Source organism: Ralstonia sp. 24A2 (genome assembly GCF_051783885.1).
GTDB lineage: Bacteria > Pseudomonadota > Gammaproteobacteria > Burkholderiales > Burkholderiaceae > Ralstonia.
This window is the reverse complement of the sequence record NZ_JBPVZD010000003.1, coordinates 68378-91255: the sequence shown is the minus strand read 5'-3', so window position 1 is coordinate 91255 and position 22878 is coordinate 68378. Positions and strand designations below refer to the sequence as shown.

Annotated in this window: 13 protein-coding genes; 7 read left to right on the top strand and 6 right to left on the bottom strand. The window is 65.1% G+C overall.

The features are described from left to right. The first annotated feature begins 30 nt into the window (after nt 1-30). The 3 genes from ACS13N_RS17825 to ACS13N_RS17815 all read left to right on the top strand — a co-directional run bounded on the left by ACS13N_RS17825 (nt 31) and on the right by ACS13N_RS17815 (nt 4681). A complete protein-coding gene (locus ACS13N_RS17825) occupies nt 31-831 on the top strand; it encodes a DUF2968 domain-containing protein (RefSeq protein ID WP_438932955.1) in 801 nt (266 codons plus the stop codon). 148 nt (nt 832-979) lie between these two features. Then, nucleotides 980-4219, top strand: coding sequence for a bifunctional cytochrome P450/NADPH--P450 reductase (locus ACS13N_RS17820; protein ID WP_438932954.1), 3240 nt, complete (start codon nt 980-982; stop codon nt 4217-4219). 171 nt (nt 4220-4390) lie between these two features. After that, nucleotides 4391-4681 (top strand): hypothetical protein, encoded by a 291-nt coding sequence (locus ACS13N_RS17815; protein ID WP_438932953.1) that lies wholly within the window; start codon nt 4391-4393, stop codon nt 4679-4681. 57 nt (nt 4682-4738) lie between these two features. On the opposite strand, the gene ACS13N_RS17810 is transcribed toward ACS13N_RS17815, so the two are convergent. From ACS13N_RS17810 to ACS13N_RS17800, 3 genes are all read right to left on the bottom strand, one after another. Continuing rightward, nucleotides 4739-5905: a Gfo/Idh/MocA family protein gene (locus tag ACS13N_RS17810; protein WP_438932952.1), complete on the bottom strand. Its 1167-nt coding sequence runs from the start codon at nt 5903-5905 to the stop codon at nt 4739-4741. Nucleotides 5906-6043: 138 nt separating this feature from the next. Further along, on the bottom strand, nt 6044-6388 hold the full coding sequence (locus tag ACS13N_RS17805) for an antibiotic biosynthesis monooxygenase family protein (protein ID WP_438932951.1): 345 nt from the start codon (nt 6386-6388) through the stop codon (nt 6044-6046). A gap of 42 nt (nt 6389-6430) precedes the next feature. Then, nucleotides 6431-7561, bottom strand: coding sequence for a cytochrome P450 (locus ACS13N_RS17800; RefSeq protein ID WP_438932950.1), 1131 nt, complete (start codon nt 7559-7561; stop codon nt 6431-6433). 108 nt (nt 7562-7669) lie between these two features. On the opposite strand from ACS13N_RS17800, the gene ACS13N_RS17795 reads away from it, so the two are divergent. Then, entirely contained in the window at nt 7670-8374 is a 705-nt protein-coding gene (locus tag ACS13N_RS17795) for an ArsR/SmtB family transcription factor (RefSeq protein ID WP_438932949.1), read from the top strand. Nucleotides 8375-9265: 891 nt separating this feature from the next. After that, entirely contained in the window at nt 9266-15328 is a 6063-nt protein-coding gene (locus tag ACS13N_RS17790; RefSeq protein WP_438932948.1) for a putative Ig domain-containing protein, read from the top strand. A gap of 169 nt (nt 15329-15497) precedes the next feature. Here ACS13N_RS17790 and speG read toward each other — a convergent pair whose 3' ends face one another. Genes speG through ACS13N_RS17775 form a run of 3 tightly spaced genes read right to left on the bottom strand, consistent with a single transcriptional unit; the run spans nt 15498 to nt 19328 of the window. Further along, complete coding sequence (speG, locus tag ACS13N_RS17785) at nt 15498-16043, bottom strand: spermidine N1-acetyltransferase (protein WP_438932947.1); 546 nt, start codon at nt 16041-16043, stop codon at nt 15498-15500. A gap of 55 nt (nt 16044-16098) precedes the next feature. Then, a complete protein-coding gene (locus ACS13N_RS17780; protein ID WP_438932946.1) occupies nt 16099-17241 on the bottom strand; it encodes a PepSY-associated TM helix domain-containing protein in 1143 nt (380 codons plus the stop codon). Between the two features lie 20 nt (nt 17242-17261). Next, nucleotides 17262-19328, bottom strand: coding sequence for a TonB-dependent receptor (locus ACS13N_RS17775; RefSeq protein ID WP_438934441.1), 2067 nt, complete (start codon nt 19326-19328; stop codon nt 17262-17264). 311 nt (nt 19329-19639) lie between these two features. Here ACS13N_RS17775 and ACS13N_RS17770 point away from each other — a divergent pair, with 311 nt between their 5' ends. After that, the gene (locus tag ACS13N_RS17770; RefSeq protein ID WP_438932945.1) at nt 19640-20740 is read left to right on the top strand and encodes an oxidoreductase; all 1101 of its coding nucleotides are present in this window, start codon (nt 19640-19642) and stop codon (nt 20738-20740) included. Then, nucleotides 20737-22872, top strand: a complete 2136-nt coding sequence (locus ACS13N_RS17765; RefSeq protein WP_438934440.1) for a cation:proton antiporter — start codon at nt 20737-20739, stop codon at nt 22870-22872. Before ACS13N_RS17770 ends, ACS13N_RS17765 begins: the two co-directional genes overlap by 4 nt. Nucleotides 22873-22878: the final 6 nt, after the last annotated feature.

Sequence of the window (22878 nt, the reverse complement as noted above, 5' to 3'; positions counted from 1 at the left end):
CAACACCTGCGCAGAATCCACAGGGTCGAGATGACAACAACAAAACAGTCAGGGAAAGCGTCGCAACAGGCGTTTCAGAGGGGATTGGCCATCGCGGCCGCGATGGCAGCCATGGCGGGCGGGACCGCCTGCACATCGGCCGTGGCGCAGAGCCCGGCAGCGCCGCCCACCGCCATCGCACCGATTGCCGCAGCCGCGTCGGTGCCGGCACTGACCGCTACCGTTGGCCAGACCACCGCAACGGCTGCCGCCAGCACGCCCGCTGCCAGCAACAGCACCGCCCGTGCCGAGAGCCCGGTCAGCAATGGGGCCGGCAACAGTTCCGTGCTGGATCTGCAGCGTCGCATGCAGGCCCACGAGTTGTCTGAACTGCGTACCACTTACAACGGGGCCTACGGCGCCAGCCTGCTGTTTGCCCAGAGCGACCTGACGTATTACGTGACGCTGTTCCAGCAGAAGGACCTCTGGCGCGTCATCAAGACCACCAACGAAGCCTCCGCCGAGCGCCTGTACAACGACTTCGCCAAGCAGACGCGCACGATGGCCGATCTGGAGCTGCAGCGCATCCGTCTGGAAGCCCAGAAGGAGCGCTCCGAGCGCCAGATCGCCGCACAGGAAGAAAAGCTGCGCGGCCTGAAGACTGACCTGGACATCCAGCGCCAGCAGCAGGCCCAGGCGCAGGAGCGCCAGAAGGTTGCCCGCGCCGAAGCCGATACGCTGGATGCGGAGCGCCGCGCCGCCCGCGCCCGCGTGGACGAACTGCAGCGCCAGATCCGCGCGTTGGAAGCCCAGGTCAACGCGCCGTTCAATGCGTCGCAGCGCAATCGCTGATCACCACATTGCAGTACCCCAGATCGGGCGGCCCACGGGTCGCCCGATGTACTTTTAGGGGGCGGCATTCAAACACGGCGATGGCGTTTGATACTGCACCGGGCGGCGCGTACATTGGCAGACAACCCATTTTCGCAGTCGACCGCGCATGCGTTCTGCCTCCGAGTTGCCCGCCAACGCCTCCTCCGCAGCGGCGGAGCCCATCCCGCAGCCCAAGGGCCTGCCGTGGTTGGGCAACCTGCTTCAACTGCCCAGAGACCGCGTGGCCCAGACGTTTCTGGAGATCAGCCGTCAGTTTCCCCAAGGCCTGTACCAGCTCGACTTTGTCGGCCGCTGCGTCCCGTTCGTCTATTCCGCCGATCTGGTGGCCGAGCTGTGCGATGAAACGCGCTTTCGCAAGCTGATCGGCCCGCCGCTGTCCTTCCTGCGTGCCGGGGCTGGCGACGGCCTCTTCACCGCGCACCAGGACGAGCCCAACTGGGGCAAGGCGCACCGCATCCTGCTGCCGGCCTTCAGCCAGCGCGCCATGAAGGGCTACTTCGACGTGATGCTCGAAGTGGCCAACGCGCTGGCCGACAAATGGACGCGCCAAGGCCCCGACGCTGACATCTCCGTTGCCGACGACATGACGCGGCTTACGCTCGACACCATCTCGCTGGCCGGCTTCGGATACCGCTTTGATTCGTTCAAGACGCCCGAGCTGCATCCATTCCTGGAAGCCATGGCGGGCGTGCTGTCCGAGGCAATGGGCAAGCTCACACGCTTGCCGTTCAAAGATCGCTTCATGCATGAGCACCATCGCCGCTTTGAGCAGGACGTGGCCGCCATGCACCAGCTGGTGGATGAGGTGATCCGCAAGCGCCGCCAAGCGCAGGATGGCGGCATGGGGGCGAGCGACCTGCTGGGGTTGATGCTCAATGCGCGCGATCCGGTGACGGACCTGCCGCTGGACGACACCAACATCCGCTTCCAGGTCATCACCTTCCTGATTGCAGGGCACGAGACCACCAGCGGGCTGCTGACGTTCGCGCTGTACATGCTGCTGCGCCACCCGGCCGTTCTGGCGCAGGCGTATGCCGAGGTCGATCGCGTACTCCCGGGCGACACCGTGCCGCAGTACGCGCACCTCGCGCAGCTCGACGTGATCGAGCGTGTGCTCAAGGAGACGCTGCGCCTGTGGCCCACGGCCCCCAGCTTTGGCGTGGCGCCGTACGAAGACACGCGCATCGGTGGCCGCTACGCCATCCGCAAGGATCAGCGCGTGGTGACGCTACTGATGGCCTTGCACCGCGACCCCGCCGTGTGGGATCGCCCTGAAGTGTTCGACATCGACCGCTTCCTGCCCGAGAACGAAGCCCGCATCCACCCGCATGCCTACAAGCCCTTCGGCAACGGCGAGCGCGCCTGTATCGGCCGCCAGTTCGCGCTGACTGAGGCCAAGCTGGCGCTGGCCGTGATCCTGCAGCGTTTTGCGCTGTCAGATCCGCATGACTATGCGTTCCACATCAAGGAGACGCTGACGCTCAAACCGGACGGCTTCCGCCTGCGTGCGCGGCTGCGCAACGCGCGCGAGCGGCTGCTGGTTTCGATGCCGTCGCAGGCCCACTCGGCGGTGGATGCCGATGCACAAACCACGCTGGCCGGCGGTGGGGAGCCGATGCACGTGCTGTACGGCGGCAGCCTCGGCACATGCCAGGACATTGCCGAGCAAATTGCCGCCACCGCGTCGCGTGTCGGCTTTGATGCCAAGGTGGCGCCGCTGGATGCCGTTGCCGATGCGTTGCCGCAGCAGGGTACGTTGGTTGTTGTAGCCGCCACCTATAACGGCCGAGCGCCGGACAGTGCCCGCACGCTGGAGGCGCGGCTCGACTCGGCCGATGCGCTGGTCCGGCAGGCGCCCGGCTTGCGCTATGCCGTGCTGGGGTGCGGCAATTCGCAGTGGCCGGCGTTCCAGGCGTTTCCCAAGCGTGTGGAAGCGATGCTGGCCGCGTCCGGCGCGCAAGCCATCGTGCCGCGCGGCGAGGCCGACGGCAACGGCGGCTTCGATGCTGCCGTCGATGCCTGGACGCGCAATCTATGGAGCACCCTCGGCACGCGTCAGGTGCAGACCGATGCTGCCGCCGTGAGCGTGCAATACCTTGCCCCCGACGCAGTACGCGCCGCCGTGTTGCCGGTTGCGGCACGCAGCATGACCGTGCTGGCCAACGAAGAGCTCGTCAGCGATCCAACCGGCCTGTGGGATTTCGCCCGGGAGGCACCACGCGGCCCGACGCGTCACCTGACCGTGCGGCTGCCCGAAGGTGCGACCTACGCTACCGGCGACCACCTCGCTGTCTACCCACGCAACGCCGATGACCGCGTCGAGGCGGCCATCGCCCGGCTTGGCCTGGAAGGCGAGGCGCTCGTCACGCTGACGGCGCAGCATGCCCATGTGCGGCACTTGCCGCTCAACCAGCCAGTGACGGTGCGTCAGTTGCTGCGCGACTTTGTCGAGCTGCAGGACACCGCGACTGCGCGCGACATCGCTGCGCTGCACGCAACCACACGCTGCCCGTTCACGCGCAGCCAGCTTGCCGTGTGGATCGAAGGGGAGGCGGCCGCGCAACGCTTCGATCAGGACATCCAGGCCGCGCACGTGAGCGTGCTGGATTTGCTGATCCGCTTTCCTGCCATCGAATTGACGCTGGAGGGTTTCCTCGCGCGCCTGGGGGCGATGCGGCCGCGCTTCTATTCGATCGCCTCATCGGCGCGTGTTTCGCCGGATGTGGCCGCGCTGACGGTGGGCACGGTGTCGGGGCCGGCGTGGTCGGGCGTCGGCACGTATCGCGGCACGGCATCGAACTACTTGACGCAGTTGCAGGCCGGCGCGGAGATTGCCACCACGGTGCGCACGCCCAACCCGCCATTCGCGCCCGATGCGGACGCCAGCAAGCCGATGGTGCTGATCTGTGCCGGCACGGGCGTCGCGCCATTCCGGGGCTTCCTGGAGGAGCGTGCTACGCAGCGGGCAGCAGGCGAGACTGTTGCGACATCGCTGCTGTGTTTCGGCTGCAGGCATCCTGAGCACGACTTTCTGTATCGCGATGCCCTGCGCTCCTGGGAAGATGCAGGCGTGGTGCGCGTCTTCCAGGCGTACTCATGTGTGGACGAGCACCTGCATCGCTTCGTGCAGCACGCCCTGTGGGATGCGCGCGAAGCCGTATGGGCCGCATTCGACGCGGGTGCCACGCTGTACGTTTGCGGCGATGGACGCGCCATGGCGCCGGCCGTGCGCGACACGCTTATCCGCATGCACCAGGCGCGCTACGGCAGCGATCTGGCCACTGCATCGGACTGGCTGACTGCGCAGATGCAATCCGGACGCTACCGGCAGGACGTCTTCAACTGAGGCTGTTGGGCGCACCCCGGAACGCTGCGCCGCCGCATGGTTCAGGTGTCTGGCCGGGAGGGGGCGGGCACGCCGCATGTTACGATTTGCGTTTGAAGCACCGCGTGTTTTGAGCACGGCGACGCACAGTCTGACGCGTCCGGCGCGGCGCTTCTGCGAGGAGAAATGACAATGTGGCGCCGAATCAAAGCGTCCTGGATGGCGATTTTGGTAATCACCCTGTTGGGTCTCGGGTACTTGTGGATGTACCGGTTCGAGCCGCTGCTCTCCGGCGAGGCCGGCAGCGATGTGTTCGTGTGGGACCGCTGGACCCACCGCGTCTGCGCGCTGACTGACAGCGGTGCTGCCACCGAATGGCGTTGCGACAACGCCATGGAAACCGATGGCAGCGGCAACACCAATAACTCCGACGTATCCACTCGCCTGCGCATGCGTGACGCTGTGCAGCGCATCAAGCTGTAACGACTCCGCGCCCGCTGTTCGTTGCGGGCGCTGTTCCTTCCACTGCCGCCTTCTGCTTCAGCCCACGCTGGGCTCTGCTGCGTCCACCAGTTCCGGTGCCGACACGGCCGGCAGCTTGCGCACCTGGGCAGCCTCCATGCGGCCGTGGCGATGAAACGGCCCCAGGTTTTGCGGTTGCCCCGACTCCAACGCACGCTCGATGGCGGCCAGGATGCGCACGTCGGCCAAGCCTTCCTCACCGTTCGGTTCCGGTTCAAGGTCGTTCAGGATGCAGTCAGAGAAGTACTGCAGTTCACCGCCAAACTGGTTGGTGGCGTCGAATGCGCGTTCGTGCGTATGGCCGCCGAGCGTCAGGCGGTGCCGCAGGCCCGCGCCAAACGTAAAACCCGGTGATACCTCCAGGTCGCCCTTGGTGCCGAGAACGCGGTACTGGTCGACCCACGTTGCGCTGTAGCTGACGGTGAACTGCGCGACGCGTTGGTCGGCGAAGCGCAGTGTCACGGCAACCGTGTCGTCAAAGTTGAAGCTCAGGTCCGGATCGCGCACGCCGACGGCGGCCACTTCCACGGGCTCCTCGCCAAACAGATTGCGTACAGCGTTGATCGGGTACACGCCCATGTCGGATACCGGGCCCGCCCAGTAGCCGTGGCTGGCGCGGTGATTGGACGGCGCCACCGACTGGCTGAACAGGGCTGAAAACGCGCGGATGCGCCCCAGCTTGCCCGCCCGCACGAGTTCAATCGCGGCCAGCGTGGCCGGCTCGAAATGCAGCCGGTACGCGATCATCAACTTGGCGCTGCCGTGGCGGGCGGCGTCGATCATGGCTTCGCAGTCGGCCTCGCTGGTGGCCATGGGCTTTTCCAGCAGCACGTGGATGCCGCGTTGCAGCGCGGGCAGCGCGTACTGCCGGTGCATGTCGTTGGGCAACGCGAGGTAGATGGCGTCGATCTCGCCGCCGGTCAGCAAGTGCTCGTAATCGGCATAACCACAGACGTGCTGGATGCCATAGCGCCCGGCGAGTGCGTTGGCTTTGGCGGCATCACCCGTGACCAGCGCTGTGACGACGGAGTTGCCGCTATGCGCCACGCCGGGCAGAAAGGCGGCCTGGGAGATCCAGCCGGCGCCGACCACTGCGTAGCGCACTGGCCGGTGCGATGGCCTGCGCGCGATAGGGGCTGGTGTGGCCTGCAAAGCAGGTTCGGCCTCGTGAAAAGCGGTAGACATGACAACTCCTTTGCAATCGTTGCGCACGGATGTGACGCGCCATGGTGCGACGCGTCATTTCGTGCGGGCTCCGCAACGGTGTAGCAAAGGCAATGCCTACGGACGCCCGAGGGCGCCACATCAGGCTTGGCGGCAGGGTCAGGCGTGCTCGGCGCGGCTGTCAGTGGGAGCCTGTTCGCGCTCGTTCAGGCCGTAGTCGCGTACTACGTGGGCAATGCGCAGGCGGTAATCGGCAAACGCGCTCTCGCGGCCGACATGCTGTGCGCTGCGGTGCTGCTCCAGGTTGCGCCACGCCTTGATGGCCTCTTCATCGCGAAAGAACGACAGCGAGAGCAGCTTGTCGGGGTTGGTCAGGCTCTGGAAGCGCTCGACCGAGATGAAGCCGTCGATCTGCTCAAGCAACGGCTTCAGGCGCGCAGCGATGTTGAGGTAGGTATCACGCTGGCCCGGGGCGGGTACGACTTCAAAGATGACGGCGATCATGGCGAGGCTCCTGGTGGATGGTCAGATTGTCGAAACGTCAGATCAGGCGGCGAACACAGGGATGCGTGCGTTGGGCGATGGGCGGTAGGCGATCTCGCCAAGGTTGGCGAGCCAGCGCGCAATGCCGGGCAGCCGCAGCAGATGCTGCACGGTTTCGCGCGCGATGACCACCGCCAGGGTTTCGGCCGGGCAGCGGTGCGCGCCGCCGCCGAAGGTCCAGAGGCGTGGCTGGGCGCGATTGATGTCAAAGCGCAGCGGGTCGGAGTTGGCCGCGGCATCCACATTGGCGGCTGCCAGCAGCACGAGGATGCGGTCACCCGCGCGCAAGGGTTGTCCGAACAGTTCGGTGTCGTGGGCGACAAAGCGGCGCGTGTTCTGCACTGGCGCGTCCAGGCGCAGGACTTCTCGCACGAAGGGCTCGATTGCATCTGATGCCGCGTGCAGGTGCTCGACCAGCGCCGGATGCCGCGCCAGCGTGACGATGCTGTTGCCGAGCAGCCCGGCACACGCGTCATAGGTTTGCGCAAGCAGGGCAGCGAGGTTGCTGATTTCGGCGTCGTCATCGCTGGTGGCGAACGGCGAATCGGCAAAGCGCTGCTGCAGGCGGCCGACGGCGGCATCTGCCTGTTCGACGGTCGATGTGCTGGCGTTGGGGCCGAGCGCGGCTAGATAGGCGGCAATGTCGGCCTGGCAGGCTTGTGTGTCGGCCTGATCGCCCAGCAGCGTTTGCGCGATGGTGGTCAGCGGCACGCGGAAATGGGCGTCGGTGCGCAACACGGCGTCCAGTGCTGTCGTATCGGGCAGCGCGGCATGCGCTTGCCGATGGGTGCGGGCAGCCAGCGCGGCCATATCCAGCCGGCCCAGCGCGGCCATCACCGTGGCTTTGCGTGTGCCGTGATCTGGCCCGTCAATCTGCCGGACAAGGCGACCGAAGAACGCGCCCGTTGGCGACGCGGCGACTGCGTTGGGTACGGGCTCTTCTGCGGGGCGGACGCGGCAGGCGGCGTTGCCCAGCACGGCATCCACCGCATCGGCGCTGGCGGCAACCCACCAGCCGAGCGCGGCATCGAAGAAGAACGGGCGCGTGGCGGCCAGTTCCGCGTAGTACGGTGCTGGGGCAGCGTGCACGATGGCTTGCAGCGGGTCGGCGGGTGGGGCAAGGGTGATGTCCATGGCAGCGGTCGGCCTGATAGAGGGTGCGGGGGCGGGAGTAAGATGGCTCCTATTGTCTGGACTGGCCCCGCGCCTGTCACGCCCCAACAGTTTGGTCTGCATCGAACCATGACCGCATCTTCCCCAGCGACGCAACCTGATATCGGCCGGGTGGCCGCCACCATTGGCGATCCGACGCGCATCCGCATGCTGCTGCTGTTGATGGAGGGCCGCTCGCTTACGGCCAAGGAGCTGGCCTATGGCGCAGGCGTGGAGCCCGCTACCGCCAGCGCGCACCTGCGCCGGCTGGAAGCTGACGCGCTCATCACGTCGCTGGCCAGCGGGCGCTACAAGTACTTCGGGCTGCGCTCTCCGGCGGTGGCGGAGATGATCGAATCGCTGCTGGTGGTTGCGCCCGAGAAGCCGGCCGACCCGCGCCGCTCGACCGTGCCGGAGAACCTGCGCGCGGCGCGGCTGTGCTACGACCACCTGGCCGGGCAGCTTGGTACCGAGGTCTCAGAAAAACTGCTGTCGCGCGGCTGGCTCGAGCAACTCGACCCAACCCACGCCGCCTACACCGTCACGCCCGAAGGCGAGCGCGCCTTTGCGGCAATCGGCATTGACGTTGCAGCCTTGCGTGTCGGGCGTCGCCGCTTTGCCTATGGCTGCATGGATTGGAGCGAGCGTCGCCCACACCTGGCCGGCGCACTCGGCGCGGCGGTGGCGGAGCGTTGTATTGCGCTGGGCTGGCTTGCGCGGCAGAAGCATTCGCGTGCATTGGCGATGACGGTTGCGGGTGAGGCAGGTTTGCGGGGTTGGCTAGCGGGGAGCTAAATCTGGTGGATTGTCAAGTTAAGCGTTGGATTTCATAAATATCAGTGTTGAGCAGCCTGAGTCAGGGTTTTCCACCTTTTGGTGGTTCAATTCGATACCTAGGGTATTAAACAGAATGTTTTAGGTTTCATGCTCTGTCATGAAGACGCAACACGCAGACTGATATTCAAACGCCCCTGTTTGATGCCATCACTCATCCTGTTCTCTGCGCAATACTGCCGGAACGCCAAGCGAAACGCGGGTTTGCGAGCGAAAATGGAATAACGATCGCAGCGATAGGTCAGCAGAGCATTGCAAGTGCCGCGTCAGCCGAAATAATTAATACGCATTGACCGAGGGTCGATTTAGTCGACGTTTGATGGCAATCCTGGATTCAACGGGTGGATTTGCTGCGCCTTCCTGTAATTGACGCTTCCGGGTAATCACCGGATGATTCTGCGCCGGCATGCATTGCCATTGCGCATACATGTCGTCTAATCCGCAGGGGGGCATCGTGTGTTGCGGCCTGTTTTTCAGGCGGCGCGGTGCGATGTGGCTGACTTAATAATAAAGAGCAAAACAATGAGGCAATCGCGGGGGATGCGCGGGTCTGTGGCCGGCGCCGGGGCAACCATCGGGCAGCGGGATGCTCTGGAGCGAGATGCATTGCCGCAATGCGACGGCAGGGGGCGGAGGGGTTTCAGGGCAAGCGGCGGGCCGCGCGCGTATATGGTCCGCATCGCCGGCTGCCTGCGTGCATTGCTGCTGCTGTGCCTCTTCAGCATCGGACTGGCACCATTTGCAGCGCATGCGCAGACTTGCCCAAGCACAATCACCGTGGCACCGGGCGGTTCGTTTACGTTTGACTCCTTCCCCTGTACAAGTGGTCAAGGTACCAACGGCAGCTTGTTCTTGCCGACTCCGCCCTCGCACGGCACGGTCACGCAGGACGTTAACGATCAGAACGTCACCTATACCAACAATGGCGACAGTGCCACCAGCGATTTTTTCGTGTGGCAGGACTTCTTTCAAGCCAACCATACCGTTACCGTCACCATCACCAGCCCGCTCAGCATCACCACGAGCAGCCTGACGGGCGCAGCGGTGGGCGTGTCCTACAGTCAGGCGATCAGCGCCACCGGTGGCACCACGCCTTACACATTCACCATGTCATCGGGCAGCCTGCCTGCCGGCCTGAGCCTCTCTGCCGGCGGCGTGATTTCGGGCACGCCAACAGCCGCCGGCACCTTTTCATTCGCCGTGCAGGTGAAAGACAACGTCAACAACACCGCCACCAAGACCTACTCCGGCTTCACGGTCAGTGCGCCGACCATCTCGCTGTTGCCGTCGACGCTGCCCGCTGCCACGCAAAACAGCAGCTATAGCCAGAGCGTGACGGCCAGCGGTGGTACGGCGCCCTATAACTATTTGGTCACGAGCGGCAGTCTTCCGAGTGGTTTGTCCTTGAACATCCACAGCGGTGCACTGTCGGGCACGCCCACGGTGTTCGGCAGCTTTCCCATTACGATCAGCGCGACCGACAGTACGACCGGCATAGGGGCGCCATTTTCCGGCAGCCGCAGTTACACGCTGACGGTGGCACCGTCCATGCCGACGATTACCACCGGCAGCCTGGCCAACGGCGAGGTGGGCGCGTCCTACAGCCAGACGATCAGTGCCAGCAGCGGTACCACGCCCTATACATTCAGCATGGCCTCCGGCAGCCTGCCGCTAGGGCTGAGCCTGTCCAGCGGTGGCGTGCTGTCCGGTACCCCCACAGCGAGCGGCAGCTCCACCTTCACCGTGCGGGTCACGGATGCGAACAGCAACACCGCGACGCAGAGCTATACCGTCACCATTGCGACCGCACCGAGTATCAGCACGGCCAGCCTGGGCAACGGTGAGGTCGGGTTGGCGTATAGCCAGACGATCAGCGCCAGCGGTGGCGCCACACCCTATACGTTCACGGTGTCGTCCGGCACCTTGCCGACAGGGCTGAACCTGTCCAGCGGTGGCGTGCTGTCCGGCACGCCGACGTCGGGCGGCAGTTCCACCTTCACCGTGCAGGTTAGGGACGCCAATAACGTCACGGCTACGCAGAGCTACACGGTGAGCATCACAGCGGCACCCAGCATTGGTACGGCAAGCCTGGCCAGCGGCGAGGTGGGCGCGTCCTACAGCCAGACGATCAGTGCCAGCGGTGGCACCACGCCCTATACGTTCACGGTGTCGTCCGGCACCTTGCCGACAGGGCTGAACCTGTCCAGTGGTGGCGTGCTGTCCGGCACGCCCACAGCGGGTGGGAGTTCCACCTTCACCGTACAGGTCAAGGATGCCAACAACATCACGGCCACGCAGAGCTACACCGTCACGATCGCGATGGCCCCGAGCATCAACACGGCCAGCCTGGGCAATGGCGAGGTCGGGTTGGCGTACAGCCAGACGATCAGCGCCAGCGGTGGTACCACGCCTTACACGTTCACGGTGTCGTCTGGCACGTTGCCGACAGGCTTGAGCCTGTCCAGTGGCGGCGTGCTGTCCGGCACCCCGACGGCGGGTGGCAGTTCCACCTTCACCGTGCAGGTTAAGGACGTCAACAACGTCACGGCCACGCAGAGCTACACGGTGAGCATCACAGCGGCACCCAGCATTGGTACGGCAAGCCTGGGCAACGGTGAGGTGAGCATGGCGTATAGCCAAACCATTAGCGCGAGCGGTGGCACCACGCCCTATGCGTTCAGCGTGGTCTCCGGCAGCCTGCCGACAGGGCTGAGCCTGTCCAGTGGCGGCGTGCTGTCCGGCACGCCCACAGCGGGTGGGAGTTCCACCTTCACCGTACAGGTCAAGGATGCCAACAACATCACGGCCACGCAGAGCTATACCGTTACGATCGCGACGGCCCCGAGCATCAGCACGGCCAGCCTGGGCAACGGCGAGGTCGGGTTGGCGTACAGCCAGACGATCAGCGCCAGCGGTGGTACCACGCCTTACACGTTCACAGTGTCGTCCGGCACCTTGCCGACGGGGCTGAACCTGTCCAGTGGCGGCGTGCTGTCCGGTACGCCGACGGCGGGTGGCAGTGCCGCCTTCACGGTGCAGGTCAAGGATGCCAATAACGTCACCGCGACGCAGAGCTACACCGTCGCCATTTCGGCGGCGCCCAGCATCAGTACGGCAAGCCTGGCCAGCGGCGAGGTGGGCGCGTCCTACAGCCAGACGATCAGTGCCAGCGGTGGCGCCACACCCTATGCGTTCAGCGTGATCTCCGGCAGTCTGCCGACAGGGCTGAGCCTGTCCAGTGGCGGCGTGCTGTCCGGCACGCCGACGGCGGGTGGGAGTTCCACCTTCACCGTGCAGGTCAAGGATGCGAACAACATCACGGCCACGCAGAGCTATACGGTGAGCATCACGGCGGCGCCCGGCATTGGTACGACGAGCCTGGGCAACGGCGAGGTCGGGTTGGCGTACAGCCAGACGATCAGCGCCAGCGGTGGTACCACGCCTTACACGTTCACGGTGTCGTCTGGCACGTTGCCGACAGGCTTGAGTCTGTCCAGCGGTGGCGTGCTGTCCGGCACACCGACGGCGGGCGGCAGTGCCGCCTTCACGGTGCAGGTCAAGGATGCCAACAATGTCACGGCCACACAGAGCTATACGGTGAGCATCACGGCGGCGCCCAGCGTTGGTACGGCAAGCCTGGCCAGCGGTGAGGTGGGCGTGGTGTACAGCCAGACGATCAGCGCCAGCGGCGGCACCACGCCTTACACGTTCACGGTGTCGTCTGGCACGTTGCCGACAGGCTTGAGTCTGTCCAGCGGTGGCGTGCTGTCCGGCACACCGACGGCGGGCGGCAGTGCCGCCTTCACGGTGCAGGTCAAGGATGCCAACAATGTCACGGCCACACAGAGCTATACGGTGAGCATCACGGCGGCGCCCAGCGTTGGTACGGCAAGCCTGGCCAGCGGTGAGGTGGGCGTGGTGTACAGCCAGACGATCAGCGCCAGCGGCGGCACCACGCCTTACACGTTCACGGTGTCGTCCGGCACGTTGCCGACAGGGCTGAGCCTGTCCAGTGGCGGCGTGCTGTCAGGTACGCCTACAGCGGGTGGGAGTTCCACCTTCACTGTGCAGGTCAAGGATGCGAACAACATCACGGCCACGCAGAGCTATACGGTGAGCATCACAGCGGCTCCCAGCATTGGTACGACGAGCCTGGGCAACGGCGAGGTCGGGTTGGCGTACAGCCAGACGATCAGCGCCAGCGGTGGTACTGCGCCTTATACATTCAGCGTAACCTCCGGCACGTTGCCGACAGGGCTGAGCCTGTCCAGCGGTGGCGTGCTGTCCGGTACGCCCACAGCGGGTGGGAGTTCCACCTTCACCGTGCAGGTCAAGGATGCGAACAACATCACGGCCACGCAGAGCTATACCATCACCATCGCGGCCGCCCCGAGCATCGGTACGACGAGCCTGGGCAACGGTGAGGTGGGCGTGGCCTACAGCCAGACGATCAGCGCCAGCGGTGGTACTGCGCCTTATACATTCAGCATAACCTCCGGCACGTTGCCGACAGGGCTGAGCCTGTCCAGCGGTGGCGTGCTGTCCGGCACGCCGACGGCGGGTGGGAGTTCCACCTTCACTGTGCAGGTCAAGGATGCGAACAACATCCTGGTCACACGGAGCTACACCGTCACAGTGGCAGCCGGGCTCGGCATCACCACGACGAGTCTGGGCAATGGCGAGGTCGGCGTCGCCTATAGCCAGACGATCAGCATTGGCGGCGGCACTGCGCCCTATACGTTCACGGTGTCGTCCGGCAGCCTGCCGGCAGGCCTGAGCCTGTCCAGCGGTGGCGCGCTGTCCGGTACGCCGACGGCGGGTGGTAGCGCGACTTTCACCGTGCAGGTCAAGGATGCGAACAACATCACGGCCACGCAGAGCTACACCGTCGCAGTGGCAGCCGGGCTCGGCATCACCACGACGAGTCTGGGCAACAGCGAGGTCGGCGTCGCCTACAGCCAGACGATCGGCATTGGCGGCGGCACAGCGCCCTATACGTTCAACGTGTCGTCGGGGGCCTTGCCGGCGGGCCTGAGCCTCTCCGGCGGCGGCGCACTGTCCGGCACGCCGACGATGGCGGGCAGCTTCAGCTTCGCTGTGCAGGTCAAGGATGCGAATAACGCGACGGCTACGCAGAGCTATGTCCTCACCGTGACAGCAGGGGTTGGCATCAACACGACGAGCTTGGCCGCGGGCACTGTCGGCTCGCCCTACAACCAGACGATCAGTGCCAGCGGCGGTACGACACCCTACGCGTTCACCATCAGCGCGGGCAGCCTGCCGGCTGGGCTGACGTTGGCTGGCAGCGGCGTGCTTGCTGGTACGCCGACCGCGAGCGGCAGCTTCACCTTCACCGCGCAGGCCAGGGATGCAAGAGGCGCGACCGCTGCTCAGAGCTACACGATGACGGTCAATATGGCGCCTGTGCCCGTGGTCCCGACCCAGCGCCAGATCACTGTCGCGGCGATGAGTACCGCAACGGTCGATATCACCGATGGCGCAACCGGCGCCCCCTATACCGGAGCGGCGATCCTCTCGGTGGCACCGGCTTCGGCAGGGGCGGCTACGATCCTTGCGTCGTCGGCCCCCGCGTCCGCGCAGTCGGTACTCAAGACTGCTTCAGCGGGTTCCGGCACGTACAGCATCCAATTCGTTCCGGCGGCCGCGTTCGCGGGCACGGCGGTCATCACCTATACCTTGAGCAATGCGTCGGGCGCGTCCAACCCGGCGACGCTCAGCGTGATCGTTGCCGCGCGCCCCGACCCGTCGACCGATCCTGACGTCGTCGGCCTGATCAACGCGCAGATCCAGGCCGCCCGGCGGTTTGCCGACGCGCAGATGGCCAACTACGGACAGCGTCTAGAAAACCTCCATGGCACGGGGCGAACGCGCTTTTCGAATGGCCTCTCCGTTGCCATGCCAAATCGCCCGGCCGACGACGGCAGCCTGCGTTGCCAGGGGGCGCTGGCAAAGACACCTGAGTGTCTTGCACGGGACAAGCGGCAGGGCAGCCCCTCGCTCTCCGGCAACAACCGCAAGGACGGGGCAGATCAGGACGCGCCCGACCCGTCTGCCGCCGGCGATGCGGATCTGGCATTCTGGACTGCCGGCCTCATCGATTTTGGTTTCAACCGGGCAGGGACGCAGCGCTCAGGATTCCGCTTTACCACCGGCGGCGTCACGCTTGGAGCGGACTATCGCCTGTCGGACCGCGTCACGATCGGAGCGGGCGTCGGCTATGGCCATGATTCCACCGACATCGGCGGCGACGGCACCAGAAGCACCGGCGACAGCTATAACTTCGCGCTCTACGGCAGCTATCGGCCGCAGCCGGCGCTCTTCATCGACGGCGTTGCCGGTTACGGCACGCTCAACTTCGATTCGCGGCGGTGGGTCGGCGCGGCAGGTGATTTTGCGCTCGGCAGCCGCAACGGCACGCAGGCATTTGCGTCTGTGACCGCCGGGTACGAGCACCGCGACAAAGCGTGGCTGGTTTCACCTTACGGCAGATTCGCCGTGTCCAACGCATCGTTGCGCTCGTTCACCGAGAGCGGCGCGGGCAGCTACGCGCTGACGTACTTTGGGCAGACCGTCAACACCGTATCGGGCACCTTGGGGTTGCGTACCGAGTACACGCAGCCGACGCAGTGGGGTGTGCTGATGCCGTATGCGCGGATCGAGTATCAGCATGACTTCACGCGGCAAAGCCAGGCTGGCCTTGCATATGCGGATTTGGCTGCGTCCGGGCCTGCGTACTACGTGACCGGAACGCCGTTTGGCAGCAACCGGGGGCAACTCGGTATCGGGGCGAAACTCAACACCGGCACCATGCTCTTCGGTCTGGATTACAGCGTGCTCGTTGGAGTGAACATGTTCCAGCAGGGCCTGCGGCTCTGGTTCTCGACGTCTTTCTGATCGCACGCAACCAAGAGGGCTTTCTGTATCAGGCCGTGTTCAACTGAGCGCGCGCTGGCCAGCGCATCCGGATGTAAGGCGCCTCGCGTGCGGTTTTGATCAAGCCGAGTCGCGTGTCGAGGCGGTGCGCATTCACGTTGCACATGTCCACATGCAGATTGGCCGTCGCTTATCGGTTGGATGCTGCCATCTGCGCCACGTAGTCCCGCTGGAACGCACACATGCGCAGCGCGTTGTGATATGCGCCGTTGCTGAAGAATTCTTCGATCAATTCGCCTTCGCGCTGGAAGCCGCATTTCTCGTAGATGTGGATCGCCTTCTCGTTCTTCACGTCGACCACGAGATACAGCTTGTGCAGGTTCAGCACCATGAAGGCGTAATCGATCGCCAGGCGTGTGGCAGTGGACGCATAGCCGCGGCCCTGCCAGCCGGGCGCGATGATGATCTGAAACTCGCCACGGCGGTGGATGTAGTTCAGCTCCATCAGCTCGACCAGGCCGACGGCTTCACCGGCAGTGTTCTCGCAGATGAAGCGGCGCTCGCGCTGGTCGTGTACGTGCCGGTCGTAGAGTTGCGAGAGTTCGGTGAAGGTCTCGTACGGTTCTTCAAACCAGTAACGCATGATCTTTGCGTCGTTGTTCAGTTCGTGCACGAAGCGCAGGTCATTGCGCTCCAGTGGGCGCAGGGACAGGTCGCGGGCTTTTTCGATCGTCATGGGTTGTCCTTGTTGTGTTGAGGGCGCACGACACCGCGTCGATGCCCCTCCATTGTCAGCAAGGACGTGTCGATGCGGATGCGTGTTTGCGCTGCGGTTGCGCGCGTTTGCGCCGATCCAGATACAGCCACCACCCCGTGATCGCAAACACCGGCAGCATCAACGCGCCGATCAACACCAGCACGATGCCGATGGGCCCGAAGTAGCGCCCGTTGTGCAGCGGCAGCATGCCGGCCAACAGGCGCTGCATCGGTGGCTTGGTGGCGAATGGTTCGTTGCGGATGACTGCGCCGGTGGCTGCATCGAGCGTCAGGCGATTGAAGGCGCGGTCGTGCGGTGCGTCGAGCGGGAGCCAGTTGATGTCGACCTTGCCGGTGCGGGCATCGTCGATGCGCAGGGTGGCCGTCGCATAGTTCGACGCGTTGGAGAGGAAAGCGTTCCAGGTGCGCTCCAATGCCGCATCATCCAGCGGTTGACGCGGGTCTTCCATCGGCTTGGCTTTGGCGGCAACCGGCATGCCGGCCATGTGCTGCAGGCCCTCGCGATACCAGTCATACGCCCAGGACAGGCCACTGAATGCGGCCAAAAGATAGAGCGGCAACACCATCGTCCCGATGACGGTATGCACGTCCCACCAACGGATGCGCCCGCTGCGGTTCCAGCGGATGACAAACCAGCTCCGCCAGTTCGTCACGCGGCGCGGCCAGCGCAAGTACAGCCCCGACAACGCCATCATCACCAGCGCAATCGTGCTGGCCCCCACAATCTGCTTGCCGATCTCGTCAGCCAACAGTGTCCGGTGCAGCAGCTTGACGGTCGCGAAGAAGCGTTGCCCGCGTGCCTCGGGTAGCAAGGTGCCGGTGGCCGGGGCGAAGTAGCGCAACTCGCCGCGGCTGCTGCCGCCGTGCTTGCCCGGAGGCCATGCATACCAGATGCGCCACGGCTCGGTGGGCTCCGAGGCTGCAGTGACGAACGTGACAGGACGCTCGGGGATGGCAGTGCGTGCCTGTGCGGTAACCTGCGGCAGCGTGGGCGCGGGGCCGTTGCCCGCTGGCAAGTTGAACACGCCGGGGTTCAGCCAGCGCAGCAGCTCTTCGTCATACGCCATCAGCGCACCGCTGATGCCGACGACGGCCAGCACCACGCTGGCTGACAACCCGATCAGCCAGTGCAGGCGGAAGAGCACCCGTCGCAGCATCGCGTGTTTGCCCGTTACGCTTACATCTTGTAGCGCAGGCCCAGCAGCGCCATGCGCGGGGCGCCCGGCATGTTGTAGTTCTCGGCGCCACCGTGGGCCGAGACGTAGTACGCGCGGTTGAACAGGTTCTGCAGATTGAGCGTGACGTCGACGTGCTTGCTGCGATAGCCCGCACCCAGGTCGACCGTCATGTAGCCCGGCAGCGTCGTCACGTTGTACTGCGATGCATAGCGCGAGGCCTCGGCACGCACGCCGCCGGCCACGTAAAAGCCGTTCGGCAGATCGTGCTTGAGCCACACCGCACCGCTATGCCGCGGCGTGAGCGACGGCTGGTTGCCGTTGACCGCCACGCCACCGCTGCGGTCGTTCGGGTTCTCCAGGCGGCCGTTCAGGTAGGCATAGCTCGCCACCAGCGACCACGTTTTGATGACTTCGCCCGTGAACGACAGTTCCAGCCCGCGCGTGCGCTGCGTGCCGATGGGCATGCCCAGCAGCGTGACGGGGTCGGCCGCCGTCAGGTTGGTCTGCTTCATGTCGAACAACGCGGCCGTCACGCTGGCACCGGCCGAGAGGTCGTACTTGGCGCCGATCTCGTAGTTGGTGGTCGACTGCGGAGCCAGTGCGCCGCTGTTGGAGAAGAACGTGAAGCTGTCGGCCAGCGGCTGGAACGAGCGGCTGTACGACGCGTACAGCGAGAGCGGCTCGATCGGGTGATACACCACACCCAGGCGCGGGCTGACCGGCTTGTCGGTGCGTGCGAGATCCTGGTTCTTGGGCGTGAGGTCGTCACGGCTTTGCTTGAGGATCTCGTAGCGCAGGCCGGCGAGCACCGTCCATTGCGGCGAGAACTTGATCAGGTCCTGCACATACGCGGCGTACGTCTCGTTGTGCGAGAGGCCGTAGTTGGTGGGCGTGGCGTTGGCCGGCACCGTGGGCAGCAGCGGCAGCACCGGGTTGAACAGGTTGACGTTGAAGTTGCCCGGGGTGGACGCCACGCGGTCGCTCTTGTCCTGATAGACCAGTTCGATGCCGTACAGCAGCGTGTGCTGGATGCCCCAGGTCTCGGCTTTCTGCGTCAGCTCGTTCTGCCACACGGTGCCGCGATCGCTGCGGTTGCGCTGGTTGACGTTGAGCGTGACAGTCGGGATCGGGCCGTCGTTGACGCTCTTGACGGTCGTGTAGTTGTTGCGGCCGAGCGAGTATTCGTAGTTGCGCACTACGCTGTGGAACGACCACTTGTCGTTGAAGCGGTGGTCCAGCGTGCCGGTCACGCTCTTGACGGTGGTGTCGATGTTGCCGGCGCCCGCATCGGCTGAGCCGTAGCGCGTGCCGATGGGCACATCCACGGGGCGGCCGTGGTAGGACGGTACGCCCTGGTCTGCAATGCGCTTGTCGTGCAGGTAGTCGAACTGCACCGTCAGCTTGGTGTCCGGTGACAAGTTGAACAGGAACGACGGCGAGATCGCCTGGCGGCGCAGGAAGTAGTCGTTGCGGAAGCCGCCCGAGTCTTCCACTGCGCCGGTGATGCGCGCACGGATGGCGTCGTCGTTGATGGAGGTGTTCAGGTCGAACTCGGCGCGCTTCTGGCGCTCGGTGCCTACCAGCACGCCAATCTCGGCCAGCGGCGTGGCCAGCGGCTTCTTTGTGACGCGGTTGATGATGCCGCCCGACGAGCCGCGTCCGTACAGCACGGCAGCCGGGCCCTTCAGCACTTCAATGCGGTCGATGTTCGACAGGTCACGGAAATACAGCGAGTCATCGCGCAGGCCATCGACGTACTGATCATTGATCGACGAGAAGCCGCGAATGGTCACCTGATCGCGCTGTGCATCGCCCAGCGATGCCGATACGCCCGGTACATTGCGCAGGGTGTCGTTGAGCGACAGCGCGCCCTGATCCTGGATGACTGCGCGCGGTACGACGTTGATCGACTGCGGAATCTCGCGCAGCGGCACGGGAATCTTCGTGGCTGTGTTGGCGACAGGCGTGTCGTAGCTCGTATTGCTGCGTGTGCTCTTGGTGGTGGTGGTTGGCAGCGTGCCGGCATCGGCGGCCGCAATCGTGTCGGCGGCAGCCGCCACGTGCATCAGCGGCAGGGTTCCAAGGACGGCCAGAGACAGGCGCAGGCCATCTCGTCGAAAATTCGGCGGCATTGCAGTTCCCGTAAAGTAAAAAGCAGGACGCCGTCCCTCCCCCCGGAGGCTGGCGCCTTCAAAATGTGAAGGCGCAGATAATAATGAGAATAATTCCTATTTACAAGAGAGTGAAGTCATGCTTTTGACGGCCGGCAACGTTTGCAGGTACAAGATGCAGCAACTTTCCACGAGTCAATTGAAAATTACCGGCACCAAGTTGCGTGTAGGGCGTCTGACTCAGTTGCTTTCTGCCTTTTCTTGATATGTCGTCTTCACCACATCCATCGACACCCCTGCGTGTTGCCCTCGTGGGCTACGGTTACGCGGGCAAGCTGTTCCACGCGGCCCTGGTCGACGCCACGCCCGGTTTGCGCCTGCACGTGATCGGCTCGAACCGGCCGGACGCCGTGCTTGCGGATCGGCCTGACGCCGTGGTTTGCTCGCCTGACGCGGCCGCCGTACACCCGGACGTCGACCTCGTCGTCATTGCCGCGCCCAATGACCGTCACGCACCGCTGGCCGAAGCCGCGCTGCGCGCTGGCAAGCACGTTGTCGTGGACAAGCCCTTTACCGTCACGCTGGCAGAGGCGCGGCATCTGGCCCGCGTGGCATGCGAAACCGGCGGTTTGCTGTCGGTCTTCCAGAACCGGCGTTGGGACAGCGATTTCCTCGCGGTACAGGCTGTGCTTGCCAGCGGTGCCATCGGCGAAGCGATGCACGTGGAAGCGCATTTCGACCGCTATCGCCCGCAGGTGCGTGCACGTTGGCGCGAACAAGCCGGGCAGGGCACTGGCATCTGGTTCGATCTCGGCCCGCATTTGATTGACCAGGCGTTGCAGCTGCTCGGCCTGCCCGATGCGGTGAGCGCATCGTTTGCCCGCCAGCGCCCCGGTGCGGAGACCGCCGACTGGGCGCACGTGGTGCTCCACCACGGCGAGCGTCGCGCCATCCTGCACGCCAGCATGCTGGTAGCGGGCGGTGCTCCACGCTGGATCGTGCACGGCACGCTTGGCTCGTTCATCAAGCGCCGCATGGATCCGCAGGAAGCGCAGTTGCTGGCTGGCATGGCGCCTGGCGCGCAAGGCTGGGGCGTCGATGACGATGCGGGCACCCTCATCCATGGCGCAACGTCATCGGCAAGCGATGTCGCCACACCCGCTGGCGACCAGCGTGCGTACTACGCTGCCGTGCGTGATGCCATTCTCGGCCAACGCGCCAACCCGGTTCCGCCCGTACAGGCCGTCGCGGTGATGGCCGTGCTGGAGGCGGCCATTGCTGCCGCTGAAACCGGCACCGCCGTCGTGCCGGACCTGACCGATACCGAGCGTGCCGATTGGCTCGCTGCGTGGGGGGCTCGCTCGTGAACGGTGTCGTCATCCTGTTGTTGGTGGCGGGCGGTCTGCTCGCCGTGGTGGCGTTGGTGCAGATGCTGGCGTCGCGGCTGACGCTGCCCGAATCGACGCTGCTGGCGCTGGCGGGCATCGGCATTGGTGGCGCCTATGTGGGCTTGCAGAACACGGCGCCCGCATTTGCGACGACCTTCTTCGCGCCGCTCATTGATCCAAGCTGGCCGGCCGAGGCCTACCTGTGGTTGTTCCTGCCGCCACTGTTGTTCCAGGCGGCGCTGTCAGTGGACGTGCGCAGCATGGCGCCGGATGCCGCGCCCATCCTCATGCTCGCCATCGTGGCGGTGATCGTGGCCACGGGCGTCATTGGGCTGGCGGCAGCGGCCGTCACGCCGTTCGGCATCGTCACGTGCCTGTTGTTGGGCGCGATGATTGCCACCACCGACCCGTCCGCCGTGATTGCCGTATTTCGCGATGTGGGCGCTCCGGCGCGGCTGATCCGGCTGGTGGAAGGCGAGGCGCTGCTCAATGACGCGGCGGCCATTGCCATCATGGGTGTGCTGCTGGCCATGCTCACCGGCCACGGTACCGATGCGACCATCAGCGGCGGCCTGCGCGAGCTGGCCAAGGCATTCGGTGGCGGCGTGATCTTTGGGCTGATTGCCGGGCGTGTTGCTGCGTCCCTGTTGCCGGCGCTGCGCGGCATTGCACAGGCAGAAGCCGCATGGACGCTCGCGTTGCCGTACCCGCTGTACCTCGTGGCGGAAAACGTGCTCGATGTGTCGGGCGTTGTCTCCGTGGTCTGCGCGGGGCTGGTGATTGGCGCGTTGGGGCGCACGCGCCTGACGCCGCGCAACTGGTCGCACCTGCAATTGATCTGGGAACAGATTGCCGCGCTGGCGGGGGCCGTGGTCTTCTTGTTGGCGGCCGTACGCGTGCCGCAACTGCTGCACGGCGTGGTCTGGCAAGACGCGCTCTGGTTGGCGGTGATTGTGGTGGCGGCATTGGTTGCACGCCTGGCCGTGCTGTTTGGGCTGTTGCCGGTGCTGGCGTGGTTCAAGCTATCCGCACCGGTCAGCCATGCCTACAAACTTGCGATTGCATGGGGCGGCTTGCGCGGTGCGGTCACCCTGGTGCTGGCGTTGGGTGTGGCAGAGAACCAAGCGGTACACACGGTCGACCGGCATTTCGTCACCATTCTCGCCACAGGTTTTGTGCTGGTGAGCGTGCTCTTCAACGGCGCAACGCTGCGCTGGGTGATGCGCCAGCTCGGGCTGGATCAACTCTCGCCGCAGGAGCAGGCGCTGCAGCGTCAGGCGCTCAACATGTCGACGGAAGAAGTGGAAGCGATCATGCGCCGCATTGGCGGACACTTCCACTTTGCGGCGGGTGCGGCGGATCAGGCGGCGGCTGCGTATCGGCTGGAAGTGGCGGCCGGCGCCGCAGAGCTGAACCTGGACGATGCCTTGTCCGAGCGCGACCAACTCACCATCGGCCTGGTGTCATTGGCCACGCGCGAGCGCGAGTTGATTCCCGAATACGGCAACGGCCTGATCTCCATCCGCAACCTTGACGCGATGATGCGCAACACCGCCGACATGATCGACGCAGCACGCGCCGAAGGCCGCGTTGGCTACAAGCGCGCATCGCGCCGGATTCTTGCCAAGAGCCTCGGCTTTCGCGCTGCGATTTGGCTGCACCGCTTGATGCATATCGATCGGCCGCTCGCTAACGCGTTGGCCGACCGCTATGAACTGCTGGTCTGCCGCCAGACCGTGCTGGAACGCCTGCGTGCTTACAACCGTCTGTCATTGCAGCCCGTGCTGGGCGAGCGCATGGCCGATCTGCTCGACGGTGTGCTGATCGCGCGGATCGAAGCGGCAGAAGAGGGCCTGGCCGAACTGCGCGAGAAGTTTGGCGACTACAGCGCCGCGCTCGAAAAGCGCCTGCTGTTGCTGTTTGCGCTGCACATCGGCCAGAACAAGATCGACACCATGCTGGCCGAAACGGTGATCTCGAAGGAGGTCTACAAGCAGATCAGCGGTGTAATCCGCCGGGCGTGGTCGGCGGCGCTGCCCCGGCCGCCGCTGGGAGTGTCGCTGCGGACGCTGCGCGCGCAGCAGGCAAGCGCGCCGCAGCCGCCCGGGTAACCCGCC